Genomic DNA, 18,195 nt, shown 5'->3' with positions numbered 1-18,195 from the left:
CCCTACTGAATGCGTGAAATCTGTGCTATAGCCAAGATAACCTATAGGGGGAGGAGACCGATGGCACGGCTCGCCGGGATCAAGCTGTTCAAGGGGCTGGAGATCGACCTTGCGCCTTTCGAAGCCCGAGCCAACTGGCGCCGCTTCGACCCCGATGAGGTCCTGGTCGACTTCGACGAGCCTTCCACGGACGTCTATTTTCTCCTGTCGGGCGAGGTTCGCGTGCTCATGCGCACCGCCTCGGGCAAGGAGGTCATCCTCTACGAGATGAAGCCAGGCGATCTGTTCGGCGAGCTGGCGGCGCTCGACGGCGTTCCGCGCTCCGCGAACGTCACGGCCCTTACCCGCGGCGAAGCCTGCGTGATGCCGGCCTCCGTGTTCAAGGAACTGCTCTTCTCCCACCAGTCGATAGCCGAGCGCCTCTTCTGCCTCATGGCCTCGCGCATCCGCGAGCTGAACGCCCGCTTCATGGAGCAGACCGTTCTCGACCTGCGGCACAGGCTCTATTCCGAGCTGCTGCGGCTTTCGATCCCGCGCCAGGACCGGGCCGGGGAGCGCGTGATCACGCCGCCGCCGTTCCATCACATTGTGGCGGCCCGCATCGGTTGTCGTCGCGAGCAGATCACGCGGGAATTCACCATGCTGACCCAGGAAGGGCTAATCGAGCGCACGCGGGGGGCACTGATCCTCCGCCAGCCCGATGTGCTCAAGGCCCGTGTGGCGGAGGCTTTCCGGACGGATCATTGAAACGCCTGCCTCAAGCGTCAGACCAGGAGCTTTTATTATCGCCCGGCACCCGGTCCGTAGGCTGCGAAGAAGACTCGGATCGCATGCTCCACGTTTTTGCTGATCTGGCTCTCGGTGGGCTGTTCGCCGACAGCGAAGAGCAGGCGGCGCATCAGGCCTGAGACGCATAGATCGAGATAATGCTGGGCCGCCACGCCCGTATCGTCGATCAGCAGGCGGCCCGCTTCCACCTGACGATCCAGGTAGGCCTTCAGCCGGGCGCTGCCCTGGCAGGGGCCTGCCTCATAGAAGGCTTGCCCCAAGCGCGGAAACTTCTCTGCTGCGCCGATCACCATCCTGATGGACGAGATATGCTCGGGCGTGCCCATGCGGCGCAGGTAGCTCAGGCCCAGCTTGGTCAGCACGGCGCGAACGTCGGGGTCCTCGGCATCGAGCTGGAACAGCACCTCGGCTAGGCCTCTTTTTTCTTCCGTCGTCAGAGCTTCGAACAGGCTCTCCTTGCTGTCGAAGTAGACGTAAAGGGTGCCCTTGGAAACCCCGGCAACCTTGGCGATCTCGCCCATGCTGGCTCCATCGAAGCCCTGCGCGAGGAAGACCTTGCGCGCGCCCTCTAGAATCTGGCGGCGCTTGGCGCTTTCAGGGCTCTCCTCCGCCTGTGGGGAAAGGTCCTGATCCCGGACGCTGTCATGCAGGGCGCTCATGGCTTCCATAACTTCCTTTTCGACTATTGACCGAACGGTTCGGTCAACTCATATATGGCAGGCGATCAATGGAGATCAAGGCCTTTCCGGGCTGTTCGAGCCGAGCGACCCGAACAAATTCACGAGGCCTTGCAGAGGTTTAAGATGGCTTATCGGGAAGAGTTTCAGCAAGGCGCGAAGAGCGGCTCCGAAGGCGGCGTGGACGTGCCGGTTCGCGCGCCGGAACCCGCGCCTGCGGATGTGGCTGCGCCAAAGGCCAAGAAGGGCTTCGGCAAGAAGCCCGTGCTCCTGGCCGTCGTGGCGGCCGCGCTCGGCTTTGGTTCCTATGAGGGGCACGAGTGGTGGACGAATGGGCGCTTCCTGGTGTCCACCGAGGACGCTTATGTGCAGGCCGATATCACCATCCTGTCGGCCAAGGTCTCCGGCTATGTGTCCTCCGTGGCCGTGACGAACAATCAGAGCGTCAAGGCAGGCGATCTGATCGCCAAGATAGACGACGGCGATTACCGTTTCGCCCTGCAATCGGCCAGGGACAAGCTTGCGACCCAGCAGAGTGCCATCGCGCGCATCGGCCGCCAGATCGAGGCCAGCCGCGCGTCCGTCTCCCAAGCCGAGGCACAGATTGCCGCCGCGCGGGCAGAGGCCGAGCGCGCCGAGAGCGACTATGCCCGCCAGCAGCAGCTTGCCCGCTCCGACTACACCAGCCGGGCCGCGCTCGAGACCGCCAAGGCCAATCGCGACCGGGCTGATGCGAATGTTAAGAGCGCCCAGGCGGCCTTTGCCGCCGCCCAGGCGAATGTGGAGGTTTTCTCCGCCCAGCGGACAGAGGGACAGCGCCTCGCCGCCGAGTTGCAGACCTCCGTCGAGAAGGCGGAGCGCGACCTGACATTCACCGAAATCCATGCCCCTGTCGACGGCGTCATCGGCAACAAGGCCATGGAGGTTGGCACCTTCGTTCAGCCTGGAGCCCGCCTAGCTGCGCTCGTTCCGATGAGCAGCGTCCACGTGGACGCCAATTTCAAGGAGACGCAGCTCGCCTCCCTGAAAGTTGGCCAGAAGGTCCACATCGAGGTGGATGCGTTCCCCGACACCGACGTCGTCGGCACGGTGGAGAGCGTCTCGCCGGCCTCCGGCTCCGTGTTCAGCCTGCTGCCGCCTGAGAACGCCACCGGCAACTTCACCAAGATCGTTCAGCGCGTGCCCGTGCGCGTCTCCGTCCATCCGGAGATCGTCCAGCAGGGCATTCTTCGTCCAGGCCTCTCCGTGGTCGTCGACGTGGATACGCGCACCTCGGCCGAGCCCGAAAAGACGGCCAGCATCAAAGAGTAAGAGCCCATGGCCGCATCAGCCGCCATCCCGAACAAGCAAGGCACCCTGCCAGCCGCAAAGTCCGCGCCGCTCGACCGGCGCCGGACCTTTGCGTTCTTCTGCATGGTCTTCGGCATGTTCATGGCGATCCTGGACATCCAGATCGTCTCGGCATCGCTTGCCGAAATTCAGGCCGGTCTTTCTGCCTCCTCCGAGGAAATCTCCTGGGTGCAGACGAGCTACCTGATCGCCGAGGTGATCATGATCCCGCTCTCGGGAACCCTTTCGCGGGTGCTCTCCACCCGCTGGATGTTCGTGATCGCGGCCGGCGGCTTCACGTTCATGAGCTTCATGTGCGCGACGGCCACGAACATCGAGCAGATGATCGTCTACCGCGCGCTCCAGGGCTTCATCGGCGGCGGCATGATCCCCACCGTCTTCGCTTCGGCCTTCACGATCTTTCCGCCCGAGAAGCGGCCCGTGATCTCGCCTATCATCGGCCTCGTGGCAACGCTCGCGCCGACCATCGGCCCGACGCTTGGTGGTTATCTGACGGATCTCTTCTCTTGGCACTGGTTGTTCCTGGTAAACATCGTGCCGGGCATCCTGGTGACGGTCTCAACCTATCTGCTGGTCGATTTCGACGAGCCGGATTTCAGCCTGTTCAAGTCCTTCGACTGGGCGGGCCTCGGCTTCATGGCGGCCTTCCTCGGCTCGCTCGAATACGTGCTGGAGGAGGGGCCTCTCAATGACTGGTTCCAGGACGAGGCCGTGCTGATCCTGACGGTCGTCTGCTTCATCGGCGGCTTCGGCTTCTTCTACCGGGCGTTCACGGCAAAGCAGCCCATCGTGGATCTGCGCGCCTTTACCGACCGCAACTTCCTCGCGGGCTCGTCCTTCAGCTTCGTCATGGGCATCGGCCTCTATGGCCTGACCTATCTCTACCCGCTGTATCTCGGCCGGGTGCGGGGCTATTCGTCCCTGCAGATCGGCGAGACCATGTTCGTCTCCGGCGTCTGCATGTTCCTCATGGCGCCGGTGGCCGGCATCCTGTCCCGCAGGCTCGATCCCCGGGTCATGATGGCGATCGGCTTTGCCGCCTTTGCCTACGGCACATGGCTGATCACGGGTCTGACCAAGGACTGGGATTTCTGGGAGCTGTTCGTGCCCCAGATCTTCCGCGGCGTAGGCCTGATGATCTGCATGGTGCCGATCAACAACATCGCGCTGGGCACGCTGCCGCCGGACCGGATCAAGAATGCGTCGGGCCTCTACAACCTCACCCGCAACCTCGGCGGCGCGGTGGGCCTGGCCGTGATCAACACCCTGGTGAACGACCGCCTGGACCTGCACCTCCAGCGTCTGCGGGAGAGCGTGAACTGGAGCCATTCCGCGGCGGTCGAGACCCTCAACGCCATGACCATGAGGTTTCAGGCGCTCGGCACGGATGCCAATGCGGCGGCGCTCAGGACCATCTCAAACATGGTCAGGCGCGAGGCCCTGGTGATGTCGTTTGCGGATGTGTTCCTGCTCCTGACCTTCCTGTTCCTGGGGCTCGTCTGCGCCTTGCCCTTCATCGACAAACCCCGGGCGGCTCCTGCCGGGGGCGGAGGGCACTAGGGCGCAAGCTTGAGGGTGAAGTTCGGGTTTTAAACTGTTGTTCTCGAAGCCCGAACATCATAGCTTGCCGGCAGTTTTCCTCGTTCAGGTCAAAGTCCAAGCATCTTGCCTCCTCCGTCCCGACAATCCGCCTCCGTGGGCGCCGTGCGCCGCGCCTTCGCGCCCTGGTCCGATCCTGACGCCAAGCCGCTCATCCGCTTCGAGAACGTCACCAAGCGGTTCGGCGAGGCCATGGCCGTCGACCACCTGTCGCTCGACATCTTCGAGGGCGAGTTCTTCTGCCTGCTCGGCCCCTCCGGCTGCGGCAAGACCACCCTGATGCGCATGCTCGCCGGGTTCGAGACGCCGAGCGAGGGCGCGATCACCCTGGGGAACCAGAGCCTCGCCGGCGTGCCGCCCTATCGCCGGCCCGTGAACATGATGTTCCAGTCCTATGCGCTGTTTCCGCATATGAGCGTGGAAAAGAACATCGCGTTCGGCCTCAAGCAGGACGGCATGCCCAAGGACCAGATCGCGGAGCGGGTCGGGGAGATGCTGCGCCTCGTCCAGCTGGAGAAGCTGGCGCGGCGCTATCCCAGCCAGCTCTCCGGCGGCCAGCGCCAGCGCGTGGCGCTGGCCCGGGCGCTCGCCAAGAAGCCCAAGGTGCTTCTGCTCGACGAACCCCTCGGCGCCCTCGACAAGAAGCTGAGGGAGGAAACCCAGTTCGAGCTGATGGACATCCAGCACGACCTGCACATGACCTTCGTGGTCGTCACCCACGATCAGGAGGAGGCCATGACCATGGCCGACCGCATCGCGGTCATGGACCACGGCCGGATCGTGCAGGTGGCCACCCCCGGCGAGATCTACGAGCAGCCCAAGACCCGCTTCATCGCCGAGTTCGTCGGCGACGTGAACATCCTGGAGGGCCACGTGCAGGGGCAGGAGAACGGTCTCTGGCGCGTAAAGACCCCGACGGCGGAGGTGCCGCTTACCATCGACGATCCGGACGAGGTGCTGCATTCAGGCCAAGCGGTGGCGATTGCCGTTCGCCCCGAGAAGATGGTGATCCAGCGGGACCCGCCGGGGCCGGACGCCACCAACGTGCTCACCGGCGAGGTCTGGGACATCGGCTATCTCGGCGACTGGACCGTCTACCGGGTGAAGCTCGCCACCGGCGAGATCCTGCGCGTCACCCGCGCCAACGCCTCCCGCTTCGTGGAAAACCCCATCGACTGGGACGAGCAGGTCTACGTTACCTTCGCGCCGGGTGCGGCGGTGATCCTGGCCGAATAGCCATGACCGGACGCACCCTCACGAGACGGTTGACCGAAGGCCTCGTGCCCGCCGTGCCCTATCTCTGGCTCGGCGTGCTGTTCCTCGTGCCGTTCCTGATTGTCCTCAAGATCAGCCTGTCGGATCCGGCGGTCGCCCAGCCGCCCTACAGGCCGGTGTTCGAGTGGGGCGACATCGCGGGCTTCTTCGGCGGGCTCGACCTGGAGAATTTCGAGCTCCTGACGCAGGACGACCTGTATCTTACGGCAACCCTGTCGTCCGTGCGCATCGCAGCGGTCTCGACCCTGTTGCTGCTCCTGGTGGGATTTCCGGTGGCCTACGGCATGGCCCGCGCGCCGGAGCGCTACCGCTCCCTGCTGGTGGCGCTCGTGATCCTGCCGTTCTGGACGAGCTTTCTCATCCGCATCTATGCCTGGGTCGCCATCCTGAAGCCCGAGGGCTTCCTCACGCAGGCGCTCATGGGCCTCGGCCTGATCTCGGAGCCGATCGAGATCCTCAATACAGAGACGGCGGTCTATATCGGCATCGTCTATGCCTATCTGCCGTTCATGGTGCTGCCGCTCTACGCCACCCTCGAGAAGATGGACGATACGCTGCTGGAGGCGGCCCTCGATCTCGGCTCGCCGCCGTGGCGGTCCTTCTGGACCATCACCGTGCCCCTCGCCATGCCGGGCATCGTGGCGGGCTCGCTCCTGTGCTTCATTCCGGCCGTGGGAGAATTCGTGATCCCCGACCTGCTCGGCGGCTCGGAGACGCTGATGATCGGCCGCCAGCTCTGGAGCGAGTTCTTCTCGAACCGGGATTGGCCGCTGGCATCCTCGGTCGCCATCCTGCTGCTCATCGTTCTGGTCGTGCCCATCGTGATCTATCGCGACGTCGAAGCGCGGCGGGTGGAGACGCGGCCATGACCCGGCGGCTGAGCCTCTTCAACGTCACCGCGCTGGTCCTGGGCTTCGCCTTCCTGTACCTGCCGATCCTGCTGCTGGTGGTCTATTCCTTCAATGCCTCGCGGCTCGTCACGGTGTGGGGCGGCTTCTCGACCCAATGGTATGGGGCGCTGTTCCGCAATCAGGCGCTCATGGAAGCGGCCTGGGTGACGCTGCGCATCGCGCTTTTGTCCGCAAGCCTCGCCACCGTTCTGGGCACCCTCGCGGCGCTCGCGCTCACCCGCTACGGGCGCTTTCCGGGACGCACGCTGTTCACCGGCATGGTCTATGCGCCCATGGTCATGCCGGAGGTGATCACCGGGTTGTCGCTGCTGCTGTTCTTCGTGGCGATCGATCTCGACCGGGGCTTCTGGACCATCACGCTGGCCCACACCACCCTCACCCTATGCTTCGTGACAGTGGTGGTGCAATCGCGGCTGATGACCTTCGACCGCTCGCTGGAAGAGGCTGCCATGGATCTTGGCGCGCCGCCGCTGCGCACGTTCTTTTCCGTGACCCTGCCGCTGATCGCCCCGTCCATCGTGGCGGGCTTCCTGCTGGCCTTCACCCTGTCCCTGGACGATCTGGTGATTGCGAGCTTCAACACGGGGCCTGGTGCCACGACCCTGCCGATCCGCATCTACAGCCAGGTCCGGCTCGGGCTGTCACCCGAGGTCAACGCGGCCTCGACCATCCTGATCGGCATCGTGACACTTGGGGTCGTCTCTGCCACCCTGCTGAGCAAGCGCTCGGTCCTGCGGTCCCGCCGCAACGCTCACTGAGCGACGGCTTGAGGCCCCTGCTCGTTGGCAGGCACCCGGGCGGGCAGAAGCGGCTTGGCTGCGCCGGAGCGCTCGATTAGGGAGCGGATCTGGGGGCTGACCGCCACGCTGTCCCATTCCCCCGTGACGTCGAAGACGAGGGCGGGCAGCTGGCCGCTCGGCGACCCTGCGGCGGAGACATCGGCCGTGACGTCGAGGGTACGGTCGACCAGCAGAACCTTTCCGCGAAGATCGGCCCTGACGTCCGGGCCTCTGAGATGGCCCTCGACGAGCTCTCCGACGCCGTTCTTCATGACGATCTGCGCCTGAGCCTCGGTGAACGGCGTGCGGCCGCCCTTCCAGTTCAGGGATGCGAGGAGCGGACGCTTCTCCACGCGGCGCAGGGCATCGTGCAGCGCGATCCCTACGAGTTCACCCTCCATCACCTCGATGGAGGAGCGGCCTTGCGCCTGCCGGATCACGTCCGCCGGGTTCCGGCCGGTTCCCTCGAAGCTGAACTGCCCCTGGGCATGGCCCGTAATCCAGCGCGGCTCGCCGACGGAAGCCAGGAAGGGCGCAATCTTCACCCCGTTGAAGCTGCCCTGGCTCTTGAACTCGACCACACCGTTCTGCGCCGCCAGGGACAGGCGGCCCTTCAGGGTGCCGTCATGGAAATCGGCGCGCCCGATGGAGGCCTCGATCCGGCCGGGCTGGACAAGAACGCTGGCGGCCATGTCGTCCAGGCTGAGCCGTCCCACGCTGGCCGTGGATGCCGAAAGGCGAAGGTCGAGATCGGCTCCGGTGGCGCGGGCCAGGTCGATGGTTTCCTCGCTCCAGGAGCCGGAGGAGGTTCGGGTCTGGGAGAAGGGGGCAAACAGATCGGACAGGTTGAGAGCGTCGGCGGCGAGCGTTCCGGTGATCACGGGCCGGTCCGTGTCGAAGCGCAGCCCCATGGTCCCCTCGAGCTTGTCGGCGCCCAGCACCACCGAAACGGCCGGCCAGGAGAGGCGCCGGCGGTCCATGGAGAACTCGCCGCTGATGGAGACGGCCCGAAGCAGGGAGCCGAAGGGCAGGTCGACCCCGCTCCAGCGGGTGAAGTCGCGCAAGGAGCTCGCCTGTATCGTGCTTTCGCCAGTGACCCGAGGGCCATCCCCCAGCTGTGCCTCGCCATGGGCGGCAATGCGCGCGGCAGGAGCCGAGAGGGTCAAGGAGAACGGGCTGATATGGTCCGACGCAAGGAGATCCGGGAAGAGGGATGCTTCCTCGAGCGTGACCGCCTCATCCCGCCAAACAGCGTTTCCCTCGGCGGTGAGCGGCGCGGATGTATCGGCCCAGCGAAGGATGACGTTGAGCTGCTCGAGATCCGCGTCCTTCAGATCGGTCCAGTGCATCGAGGACTTGGTCACCACCAGGCGGCGGGCATAGCGGTCAACCGACCGGTTCCTGAAGACCTCGGCCCAATCGACCGATTGCAGCGCCTGAAACGATCCCGTGATGCGGGTCCCGGTCAGGTCGAAATCCGAGAGCTCGATCCGCCCGAGAAGCAGCGGAAGAAGGCGCAGCTCGCCACGCAAGGTGCCGCCCTCCGCCGTGAGCGCCTGATCGGGGAAGCGGAGCGCCACGTTCTCGAACTTCACCCGGGGGATCGGCAGGATGGCGAATGTGCTGCGGCCCCTGACCGTGAGATCCAGGCCGTAGCGGTCCTTCACGTGCTTCGTCAGCTCAGCGGACAATCCGCCTCCCGGAAGGGTCCAGGGGGATGCCGCCGTTCCCAGAACGGCAAGCGAAATCAACGCAATGAGCAGGACGATGCGGCGGGACATGAGATAATGTTGTAAACCTTGGATCCTGCCTCGCAAGCGGGGGTGAGGGGATATCCCTCGGCAAGATCGAATTCGTGAATCGCTTCCATATATCCATACGAAGGGATTGTCTAAATTGAGGCCAGGTTGCAGGGTGGCCGCCATTCGAACTGTCGCGGTTTGCGTCCACGAGGCTGCAGGCCGCTCCAGATTTCTTCTTGGACGCATTTTCGCGTGGAAAACCGGTTCCAACCTTTCCTGAAAATGCTCCAGGACGCTCGAAGCGGGCGGAATCTGCTCATAAGGAGAGGATTTGATGGATAAGGTTTACAGCGATGCGCATTCTGCGCTGGCTGGTGCCGTCAAGGACGGCATGACGATCATGGCCGGAGGCTTCGGCCTGTGCGGCATTCCGGAGACCCTGATCGAGGCCATTCGTGATTCGGGAGCGAAGGACCTGACCTTCATCTCCAACAATGCGGGCGTGGACGGCGTGGGCCTCGGCCGCCTGCTCGAAACCCGCCAGATCCGCAAGATGATCAGTTCCTATGTGGGCGAGAACAAGCTGTTTGCTCAGCAGTACCTCTCCGGCGAGCTCGAGCTCGAGTTCAACCCGCAAGGGACGCTGGCCGAGCGCATCCGCGCCGGCGGCGCCGGCATCCCGGCCTTCTACACCAAGACCGGCGTGGGCACCCTCATCGCCGAGGGCAAGGAAGTGCGCGAGTTCAACGGCGAGAAATACGTCATGGAGACGGGCCTGTTTGCCGACATCTCGGTGGTGCATGCCTTCAAGGGCGACACTGAAGGCAACCTCGTCTACCGCAAGACCGCCCGCAACTTTAACCCCATGATGGCCACCGCCTCGCGGATGACCATCGCGGAGGTCGAGCATCTGGTGCCGGCGGGCGAGATCGACCCGGACAGCATCCACACCCCGGGCATCTTCGTGAAGCGCATGGTGCATGTGCCCAACCCGGTCAAACACATCGAGCAACGCACGACCCGCAAGCGCGCCGACGCCGCCGTTCCTGCGGGCGCAGGGGAGGAAGTCTGATGGCCTGGACCCGTGAACAGATGGCCGCCCGCGCGGCCAAGGAGCTGCGCGACGGCTTCTACGTGAACCTCGGCATCGGCATTCCGACGCTGGTGTCCAACTTCATTCCCAAGGGTATGCGCGTGCAGCTCCAGTCGGAGAACGGCATGCTCGGCATGGGCCCGTTCCCCTTCGAGGGCGAGGAGGATCCGGACCTGATCAATGCCGGCAAGCAGACGATCACCGAGCTGCCGACCACGAGCTATTTCTCCAGCTCGGACTCCTTCGGCATGATCCGCGGCGGCCATATCGACCTGTCGATCCTGGGTGCCATGCAGGTGGCGAGCAACGGCGATCTGGCCAACTGGATGATCCCCGGCAAGATGGTGAAGGGCATGGGCGGCGCCATGGACCTGGTGGCGGGCGTCAAGCGCGTCGTCGTGGTCATGGAGCACGTGGCGAAAGCCAAGGACGGCTCGGAGGATCCCAAGCTCCTGCCCGCGTGCACCCTGCCGCTCACGGGCGCCGGCGTGGTCGATCTGGTGATCACGGATCTTGGCGTGTTTGCCATCGACAAGAAGGGCTGCTCCGGCATGACCCTGATCGAGCTCGCCGACGGCGTCACCGTCGAGGAGATCAAGGCCAAGACGGCGGCGGAGTTCAAGGTCGACCTGAACGGCACGCAATCGAACGCGGCTTGACCTGAATTACCTTCGACGATGAAAGCGGCCCTCCTGGGCCGCTTTATTCTATGTGGCAGGGGCGTCTTCCACCCTCGGCCGCGCCTCGGCGCTGCGCACCAGCTGGATCACGGGCACAAGCCCGACCAGGACGATGACGAGGGCCGCGAGGGATCCGTCCTCGAAGCGCCCCCGCGACGCATAGGTATAGACCAGGGTCGACAGCGTTTCCGTGTTCAGGGGTCGCAGCAGCAGGGTCGCCGGCAATTCCTTGATGCAGTCCACGAAGATCAGAAGGGCCGCGCTGGCGAGCGCCGGCCGCATGAGCGGAATCTGGATTCTCCAGACCATCTCCCGCCGCGAGGAGCCCAGCGTGCGGGCTGCGTCCTCCAGGCTAGGCGACACCCGGTCCAGTCCGGCAGACAAAGAGCCCGTGGCGATCGACAGGAAGCGGATCACATAGGCGATGACGATGCCGCCCGCGGCTCCCATCAGGACGAGGCCGATGCGCTCGCCGGTCAATGTCCGCCACAGGGTGCCGATCGCGTTGTCGATCCCGACCAGCGGCGTCATAAGCCCCAGGGCCAGAACCGTTCCGGGAACCGCGTAGCCGAGTCCTGCCACGAAGAGCGCGCCCTTCGTCATGGAGGTTTTGGCGATCCGGGCGGCCGATACCAGCAGAATGGCCAGCATGAGCACCGCAGCGGTGGCGGCCACGGAGAGGCCGATGGTGGTCATGAAATGCGCCATGAAGTCTGCGTCGAACTGATCGAACAGCCCGCCGCGCAGGGTTTCCCGCAGCAGAAAGCCTGTGGGCAGGACGAAGCCCAGGAGCACCGGCGTGGCGCACAGCGCCGAGGCGACCCAGGCGCGCGCGCCGGTGAGAGGAACGGGCTGCACGATGCGGTGCCGCTTAGGCGAGAGGGCGTAGCGCCTGTTGCGCCGTCCGTAGCGCTCGATCAGGATCAGGCCCACCACGAAGGCCAGCATCACGCAGGCGATCTGCGCTGCGCCCGCGAGGCTGCCGCGGTTGAGCCAGGTGGTGTAGACCGACACGGTGAGGGTGCGCACGCCCAGATATTCGCTCGCGCCGATGTCGTTCAAGGCCTCGAGAAGCGCTAGCGACAGGCCCACGGCCAAGGCCGGCCGGGCCAGCGGAAGCGCGATGATGCGAAACAGCTTGAGGCGGCTCGCGCCAAGGGTGCGCGCCACCTCCATCATGCTCGCGCTCTGGGTGAGAAACATCGCCCGCGCCGCGATGTAGATGTAGGGATAGAGTACGGCGGACATCACCAGGATGCAGCCGGGGAGCGAGCGGATCTGGGGAAACCAGTATTCGGACCGTGACTTCCAGCCCACGAGATCGCGCAGGGCCATCTGCACGAGACCGGCGGAGTCGAAGAGCTCCACGTAGATATAGGCCGTGATGTAGGTTGGAACGGCCAGCGGCAGGGGCAGCAGCCATACCAGGATGTTGCGGCCCGGAAAGCGATGGGCGGTCACGAGCCAGGCCGTCGTGATGCCCATGGAGCCTGCCAGCACGGCGATCCCCAAGAGCAGGGCCAAGGTGTCGACCGTGCTTGCCGGCAGCACGTTGGCGATCAGGTGCGGCCAGATCTCCGCATCGCCCTCGGCCGCGATGACGAGCAGGGCGGCCAGCGGCATGAGCACGAGCAGGCCCGCCGCAGCCACGGCGGCCGACAGCCACCACGGGATGCGCTTTGCCTTTCGCCATGGAAAGGAACGGAATGCGGTCTGGGCTTCTGCGATCACGGTCAAATGGAAACGGCGCCACCGTCGCCGGCAGCGCCTCTCTTGAGCAGGAGAGGGCGGCTTCTCAGCCGCCCCTCGGTCTTATTGGTCGAAGCCGACCTTGTCGACCAGCTCGCTGGCCTTCTTGCGGTGCTTGGCGATCTCGGCGATCGGGATGGTGTCGGCCTTGAGCTCGCCGAAGGACGCGATGGTCGGGTGGATCTTGATGCCGGCCTTCACGGGATACTCGGAATTGGCGTCTGCGTGAATGCGCTGGGACTCGTCAGAGACCATGTATTCCATGAACTTCTGGGCATTGGCCTTGTTGGGAGCATGCTTTGCCAGCGCAAGGCCCGAGACGTTCACGTGGGTGCCGCCGCCCTCGAAGGTCGGGAGGATTACGTTGATGGCCTCGCCCCACTTCTTCTGCTCGGCGTCCTTGCCGTTGAGCATGAGCGAAACGTAGTAGGTGTTGCCCACGGCAATGTCGCAGACGCCGGCAAGGATGTCCTTGGCCTGCTCGCGGTCGCCGCCGGAGGGCTTCTTGGCGAGGTTCGCCTTCACGCCCTTCAGCCATTCCTCGGCCTTGGCCTCACCCTTATGGGCGATCATGGCGGCGATCAGGCTGATGTTGTAGAGATGCTGGCCGGAGCGGATGCAGACCTTGCCCTTCCACTTGGGATCGGCAAGCTCCTCGTAAGAGATCTTGTCCTGCTTCACGCGCTCCTTCGAGGCGTAGACGACGCGCCCGCGCAGGGCGATGCCGAACCAGTGGCCTTCCGGATCGCGGAAAGCCGCCGGAATGACCTTCTCGAGCGCTTCGGACTTCACGGCTTGCGTCACGCCGTAATCCTTGGCCGCGGCCAGGCGGCCGATGTCGACGGTGATGATCACGTCGGCCGGGCTGTTCTCGCCCTCGGTGCGGATGCGCTCCTCGAGGCCGTTGTTGATGAAGATCGTGTTGACCTTGACGCCGGTCTCTTTGGTGAACTCGTCGAGAACGGGCTTGATCAGGCCGGGCTCGCGGGTGGTGTAGATGTTCAGCACTTCCTCGGCGGAGGCGGAAACGCCTGATCCTGCCAGGGCGCCGAAGGCGGCCGCACCGAGAAGCAGGCCGCGCGCAAACGTGTTGGTCGCCATCGTGAATTCCTTCAGCAACGATTACGGGCAGGCGTTTCACCGCGCCCAATGGGGCTGCAAGAACCACGTCCGGGATCGAGGGTCAATAAAATTCCAAGCTAAATCAATAACTTATAGGAATTCTAAACTGGCTATTCCTTATAAGTGTTCTAAGCTGAAGCAGCCTTCTGCACCGTCTCGACCCCTGGCATGGCGGCCCGCAGGCGGGTGATCTCCTCTTCCATCCTCTCCATGTTGTGGAAGAGGCGCTCGCTCGTGAGGCGCAGGAAGTAGAAGCCGAACTGGGGGTTCTGGAAGTAGAGCTGGCGGACCTCGTCATAGGAGATGCTCAGCACTTCGCCCGCCTCCATGCACTCCAGGGTCAGCGTGCGCGTGTTGTTCGGGGACATGAAGCCCATCTCGCCGACAACCTGCCCCTGCACGAGCTCGATGCCCATCTCCTTCAGGCGGTAGCGTCCGGAAATCGTGTAGAACATGCAGGTGGCCACGTCGCCCTTGGCGAACAGGACTTCTCCGGCCTCGGTCTTGCGGCGGGTCATGAAAGGCTTGAGCCAGTCCATGGACAGGTCGCTCTTGGAGGCGTTCTTCACGCGCCTGATCAGGCCCAGCATCTGATAGAGCCGCACGCTGTTGATCGGCAGCAGGATCAGATTGGCCACGACGCCGGGAATGTTGTGCAGGTAGGCGGAGACGATCAGAGAGCAGATATTCGCCGCGATTCCGATGCAGCGCAGCGGGATGATCGTCTTCATCGCGCTGCCCATGATGGCAAGGGCCGCCCCAAGCCAGCCGACCGCCTCAACCCATGTCATGAGCCTTCACCCCGCATTTTCTTGTGCCGTTGCGTCATATACCATCAAGCCGGGAAGACGCACCAGCTTTGCTCCCGGTCGAATCCCCTTTGTAGCCTCTTGGCGAACCCGGAGCAAAACGATTGCGCCACCATCCGGCGCGTGACATCGATGGATCCGGACCGCAGGCGAGGGCCAGGCATGGCGGCAGGCCAGTTCAGAATGCTCAGGTGCGGAATGGCCGGTGTGGAGGCCGTGACGGCCGAGTCGCGCCACGCGTTCCCACGGCACATCCACGACCGGTTCGGGATCGGCGTGATCAAACGGGGCGCTCAGAAATCCTTGAGCGGGCGAGGCGTGGTGGAGGCGGGACCCGGCAACACGATCACCGTCAATCCGGGCGAGGTTCATGACGGCACGCCGCTCGACGACGCCGGCCGCATGTGGCGGATGCTCTATCTCGATCCCCGGCTCGTGGCAGAGGCCGTCTGCGACATGAGCGAGGGCCGGGCGGGCGGCCTCGAACTGCCCCGCCCGGTTCTGACCGATAGCTGTCTTGCCCGACGTTTTCGAAATCTGTTCACCGCCTTGACGGCGGCGCCCACGCGCGAAAGCGCTCTGCTCGCCGAGGAGCAGTTGCTGTTGCTGTTGGCTTCGATGATGCGAGAGCAGGGTGCTTGCGCTGCGGGCCGGGGGATCCCGCAATCCATCGCCAGGGCGCGCAGCCGCATCGACGAGGATCCGGCAGCGGCCCTTTCCCTGTCCGATCTGGCGCAAACCTGCGGCCTGAGCCGATTTCAGCTCCTTCGCGGCTTTGGGCGGGCAACCGGGCTGACACCGCATGCCTATCTCCTGCAGCGCCGGATCCAACTCGCGCGGCGCCTCATCGCAACCGGAGCCTCCCTTGCGGATGCGGCCCTCGGCAGCGGCTTTGCCGATCAAAGCCATATGACGCGCGTCTTCGTGCGCACCTATGGGGTCTCGCCGGCCGCCTATGCGGGCGCGGTCCTGCGATAGCTCGGGCTTGCGGCTGCAATTTCGTTCAAGACGGCTCCGCTCACAGGCGCTCATTCTCCGGCAAACGACCGATCGGCCGGAGGGAAAAAGATGAGCATGGAATTTCTGATCACGTCGCTGATCATGATCGCGTCGCCTGGAACCGGCGCGCTTTATACGCTGGCGGCGGGCCTCTCGCGCGGGGCACGGGCCAGCGCGATTGCCGCCTTCGGGTGCACGCTAGGGATCGTCCCGCACATGGTGGCGGCCATCATGGGGCTGGCGGCGCTCATTCATACGAGCGCCGTCGCATTCGAAGCTCTGAAGTACTTAGGCGTCCTCTACCTCCTCTACATGGCCTGGAACGCCTTGAAGGAGCGGGGCGCATTGCGGGTGGACAGGGCGGTGGACGCCCGCTCGGCCCTCCAGGTCATCGGCACGGCTGTGCTGATCAACATCCTCAATCCGAAGCTGTCGATCTTCTTCCTGGCCTTTCTGCCGCAGTTCGTCAGCCTCGACGAGCCGTCGCCGCTCCGGCGCATGCTCCTGCTCAGCGCCGTGTTCATGCTGCTGACCTTCATGGTCTTTGCGGTCTACGGGCTGTTCGCGGCCTCGGTCCGTGAGCATGTCGTCTCGAGGCCCAAGTTCTTGATGTGGATGCGCCGCAGTTTCGCGGCGGCTTTCGTGGCTCTCGGGGCGAAGCTCGCGCTCGCAGAACGCTAGGAGCGGCCAGGCACGCTCAAGGTGCGGCGCGGGGTTGCCGTTCCGGCCCGTGCGTCGGCTGCGGCCCGGGGCGCGGTCCTGCCGGAGACGGAAGGCGGGGGCGGAACGGGGTCGCGCGGCAGAACGCCCACAGCTTCGGTGGACGCTGTGCAGCCGCTCAGGGCCAAGCCCGCGAGAATGGCAGGGACCGCCAGGAAATTGCGCATGGTCTTACTCCACAAATAGAGGGGACAAGCTAGACCATGGGAGGCGGATGTCGAGTCTTTGCCGCACCGCATGAAAATAGCCCCCTGGGGCTCCTCTCATGAGGGTTGGAACCTACCTAAGAACAGGGTAGCCTTGAGAAGTCCTTGGGAGGGCCCAGGCCTTTGAGAAGTCCATAAAGGAACGTTGCTGCGTGCGGGTTCGAGCGCCATTGATGAGAGCATGGGACAAGAGACCTCTTGCGGGGGCTCTGATGGGCTTTTTTCTCTGCGCGGGCGGTGCGGCCGCCAAGTGCCAGGATGCGCCGGGGGCGAGGGTCGACTGGTCCGGCTGCTCGAAGGCGCGGCTCATGCTGACCGGGGAGGATCTGACCGGAACGATCTTCCACCGCTCCCTTCTGACCTTGAGCGATTTTGCGTCCTCGAAGATGGCGGGGGCAAATCTCAGCGAGACGGAGATCAGCCGGACCCGATTCGAGGGAGCCGACCTGTCCAAGGCGGATTTCACCAAGGCGCTCGGATGGCGGGCCAATTTCGGGCAGGCCAACCTCACCGGCGCCGTCTTCAGCTCGGCGGATATGAGCCGCTCCAACTTCGCCCAGGTCAAAGCGGCCGGGGCGAATTTCGGCAAGGCGGAGCTGAACCGGTCGGATTTCAGCGGCGCGGACCTGACGGGGGCGAACCTTTCGAAGGCCGAGCTCGCCCGCGTCCTGTTCCAGAGCGCCAAGCTCATCAAGACCGATTTCAGCTATTCCAATCTCTCGCGAGCCAGGCTGGACGGGCTTGATCTCCAGGGCGCCAACTTCACAGGCTCCTACATGTATCTCACGCAGCTTGGCGGCGCGAACCTGAGGGAGGTGACGGGCCTCACCCAGGCGCAGATCGACATTGCCTGCGGCACCCCTCAAACGCAGCTTCCGGCCGGGCTGACGCCGCCGAAATCCTGGCCCTGCAAGGAAGAGGAGGATTGAGGGGCTTAGCTTGAGGGTGAAACAAAGCCTCAGCGTAGCCGTTGAACCCTTTGAATGGGGTGTGCCGAAAGGTCGTACGTTCCATTCCTTTGGAGGAGTGCACTCGATTTGACCACGCTCAAGGAATTCGAGGACGCCCTGCGGGAGCAGGGAATGCACATGGCCCTGGCGATCCTGCAGAAACTGCGGGACAGGGACCGGACCAAGCGTTCGGTTGCTCCCGCCCGCCGCATCGCAGGGCGGAAGATGACGCCGGAGCTGGCCAAGCGGATCCTGGAGCTTCACGCGACGACCGAGATGACGCAGCAGGAGATCGCCTTCCAGCTCGGCGTCAACCAGGGGCGCGTCAACGAGGTGATCAAGCGCGGAAAGTGGCTGGACGACAATCCGGCCGCGCCCGAGGCCATCGCCCGTGACAAGGCTAAGGCCCGAATGGCTAACCCGAGCAATCGCAAGCGAACCGACAACCGCGAGATCCGGGCGGCCTCATCCCCTGACAAGAAGCGCCCGAGCCCGAAGGCCGGCAGCCAAGCGCAGCTGCTCCTGGGCGATCTTTAGTTTTTGTGGATCGCCAGAGAGAATTCCAGAAAAAACCCTGCCCGGAAGGGCAGGGTTGAGTGATCTCCTCGCCTTCGGGTGTCAAGCCGAAAACAAGTACATTAGGGCATGGGCAGAAATTGACGTCAAATTAAGGCGTGTGGACATTCAGGTGACCTGAGGGATTCCCGCTTCAGTCGAAATTTGATCCAAGGCTGCAAACTGGAGG

General features: G+C 64.3%; 18 protein-coding genes. 12 read left to right on the top strand and 6 right to left on the bottom strand.

The features are described 5' to 3' along the window. The first annotated feature begins 60 nt into the window (after nt 1-60). Nucleotides 61-747 (top strand): Crp/Fnr family transcriptional regulator, encoded by a 687-nt coding sequence (locus JKG68_RS01905; protein ID WP_202055407.1) that lies wholly within the window; start codon nt 61-63, stop codon nt 745-747. Nucleotides 748-782: 35 nt separating this feature from the next. Here JKG68_RS01905 and JKG68_RS01900 read toward each other — a convergent pair whose 3' ends face one another. Further along, the gene (locus JKG68_RS01900; protein ID WP_202055406.1) at nt 783-1,448 is read right to left on the bottom strand and encodes a TetR/AcrR family transcriptional regulator; all 666 of its coding nucleotides are present in this window, start codon (nt 1,446-1,448) and stop codon (nt 783-785) included. A gap of 144 nt (nt 1,449-1,592) precedes the next feature. Here JKG68_RS01900 and JKG68_RS01895 point away from each other — a divergent pair, with 144 nt between their 5' ends. The 5 genes from JKG68_RS01895 to JKG68_RS01875 all read left to right on the top strand — a co-directional run bounded on the left by JKG68_RS01895 (nt 1,593) and on the right by JKG68_RS01875 (nt 7,359). Next, nucleotides 1,593-2,777, top strand: a complete 1,185-nt coding sequence (locus JKG68_RS01895) for an HlyD family secretion protein (protein WP_202055405.1) — start codon at nt 1,593-1,595, stop codon at nt 2,775-2,777. A 6-nt stretch (nt 2,778-2,783) separates the two neighbouring features. After that, nucleotides 2,784-4,376, top strand: a complete 1,593-nt coding sequence (locus tag JKG68_RS01890; RefSeq protein WP_202055404.1) for a DHA2 family efflux MFS transporter permease subunit — start codon at nt 2,784-2,786, stop codon at nt 4,374-4,376. A gap of 144 nt (nt 4,377-4,520) precedes the next feature. After that, a complete protein-coding gene (locus JKG68_RS01885) occupies nt 4,521-5,651 on the top strand; it encodes an ABC transporter ATP-binding protein (protein ID WP_312890721.1) in 1,131 nt (376 codons plus the stop codon). A gap of 2 nt (nt 5,652-5,653) precedes the next feature. After that, on the top strand, nt 5,654-6,559 hold the full coding sequence (locus tag JKG68_RS01880; protein ID WP_202055402.1) for an ABC transporter permease: 906 nt from the start codon (nt 5,654-5,656) through the stop codon (nt 6,557-6,559). Next, nucleotides 6,556-7,359 (top strand): ABC transporter permease, encoded by an 804-nt coding sequence (locus JKG68_RS01875; RefSeq protein ID WP_202055401.1) that lies wholly within the window; start codon nt 6,556-6,558, stop codon nt 7,357-7,359. Before JKG68_RS01880 ends, JKG68_RS01875 begins: the two co-directional genes overlap by 4 nt. Here JKG68_RS01875 and JKG68_RS01870 read toward each other — a convergent pair. Next, the gene (locus JKG68_RS01870) at nt 7,353-9,161 is read right to left on the bottom strand and encodes an AsmA family protein (protein WP_202055400.1); all 1,809 of its coding nucleotides are present in this window, start codon (nt 9,159-9,161) and stop codon (nt 7,353-7,355) included. The genes JKG68_RS01875 and JKG68_RS01870 overlap by 7 nt on opposite strands. A gap of 295 nt (nt 9,162-9,456) precedes the next feature. Between JKG68_RS01870 and JKG68_RS01865 the strand changes: the two genes are divergently transcribed. Then, entirely contained in the window at nt 9,457-10,194 is a 738-nt protein-coding gene (locus tag JKG68_RS01865; protein WP_202055399.1) for a CoA transferase subunit A, read from the top strand. Next, nucleotides 10,194-10,874, top strand: a complete 681-nt coding sequence (locus JKG68_RS01860; protein ID WP_202055398.1) for a 3-oxoacid CoA-transferase subunit B — start codon at nt 10,194-10,196, stop codon at nt 10,872-10,874. Before JKG68_RS01865 ends, JKG68_RS01860 begins: the two co-directional genes overlap by 1 nt. A gap of 48 nt (nt 10,875-10,922) precedes the next feature. On the opposite strand, the gene JKG68_RS01855 is transcribed toward JKG68_RS01860, so the two are convergent. The 3 genes from JKG68_RS01855 to JKG68_RS01845 form a co-directional block, all read right to left on the bottom strand. Next, the gene (locus JKG68_RS01855) at nt 10,923-12,626 is read right to left on the bottom strand and encodes an ABC transporter permease (RefSeq protein ID WP_312890720.1); all 1,704 of its coding nucleotides are present in this window, start codon (nt 12,624-12,626) and stop codon (nt 10,923-10,925) included. 81 nt (nt 12,627-12,707) lie between these two features. Then, the gene (locus tag JKG68_RS01850; RefSeq protein WP_202055397.1) at nt 12,708-13,745 is read right to left on the bottom strand and encodes a Fe(3+) ABC transporter substrate-binding protein; all 1,038 of its coding nucleotides are present in this window, start codon (nt 13,743-13,745) and stop codon (nt 12,708-12,710) included. A 149-nt stretch (nt 13,746-13,894) separates the two neighbouring features. After that, complete coding sequence (locus JKG68_RS01845) at nt 13,895-14,557, bottom strand: Crp/Fnr family transcriptional regulator (protein ID WP_202055396.1); 663 nt, start codon at nt 14,555-14,557, stop codon at nt 13,895-13,897. 180 nt (nt 14,558-14,737) lie between these two features. Between JKG68_RS01845 and JKG68_RS01840 the strand changes: the two genes are divergently transcribed. Continuing rightward, nucleotides 14,738-15,553: a helix-turn-helix transcriptional regulator gene (locus JKG68_RS01840; RefSeq protein WP_202055395.1), complete on the top strand. Its 816-nt coding sequence runs from the start codon at nt 14,738-14,740 to the stop codon at nt 15,551-15,553. Between the two features lie 90 nt (nt 15,554-15,643). Beyond that, a complete protein-coding gene (locus JKG68_RS01835; protein WP_202055394.1) occupies nt 15,644-16,255 on the top strand; it encodes a LysE family translocator in 612 nt (203 codons plus the stop codon). On the opposite strand, the gene JKG68_RS01830 is transcribed toward JKG68_RS01835, so the two are convergent. Continuing rightward, nucleotides 16,252-16,461, bottom strand: coding sequence for a hypothetical protein (locus JKG68_RS01830; protein ID WP_202055393.1), 210 nt, complete (start codon nt 16,459-16,461; stop codon nt 16,252-16,254). The genes JKG68_RS01835 and JKG68_RS01830 overlap by 4 nt on opposite strands. A gap of 251 nt (nt 16,462-16,712) precedes the next feature. On the opposite strand from JKG68_RS01830, the gene JKG68_RS01825 reads away from it, so the two are divergent. Next, the gene (locus tag JKG68_RS01825; RefSeq protein ID WP_202055392.1) at nt 16,713-17,429 is read left to right on the top strand and encodes a pentapeptide repeat-containing protein; all 717 of its coding nucleotides are present in this window, start codon (nt 16,713-16,715) and stop codon (nt 17,427-17,429) included. 108 nt (nt 17,430-17,537) lie between these two features. Further along, nucleotides 17,538-17,987: an RNA polymerase subunit sigma-70 gene (locus JKG68_RS01820; protein WP_202055391.1), complete on the top strand. Its 450-nt coding sequence runs from the start codon at nt 17,538-17,540 to the stop codon at nt 17,985-17,987. Nucleotides 17,988-18,195 lie beyond the last annotated feature (208 nt).

It is taken from the genome of Microvirga aerilata (assembly GCF_016743775.1).
Classification (GTDB): domain Bacteria; phylum Pseudomonadota; class Alphaproteobacteria; order Rhizobiales; family Beijerinckiaceae; genus Microvirga; species Microvirga aerilata.
Note: the sequence above shows the minus strand (reverse complement) of the source record. Positions and strands in the feature narration are given on the sequence as shown.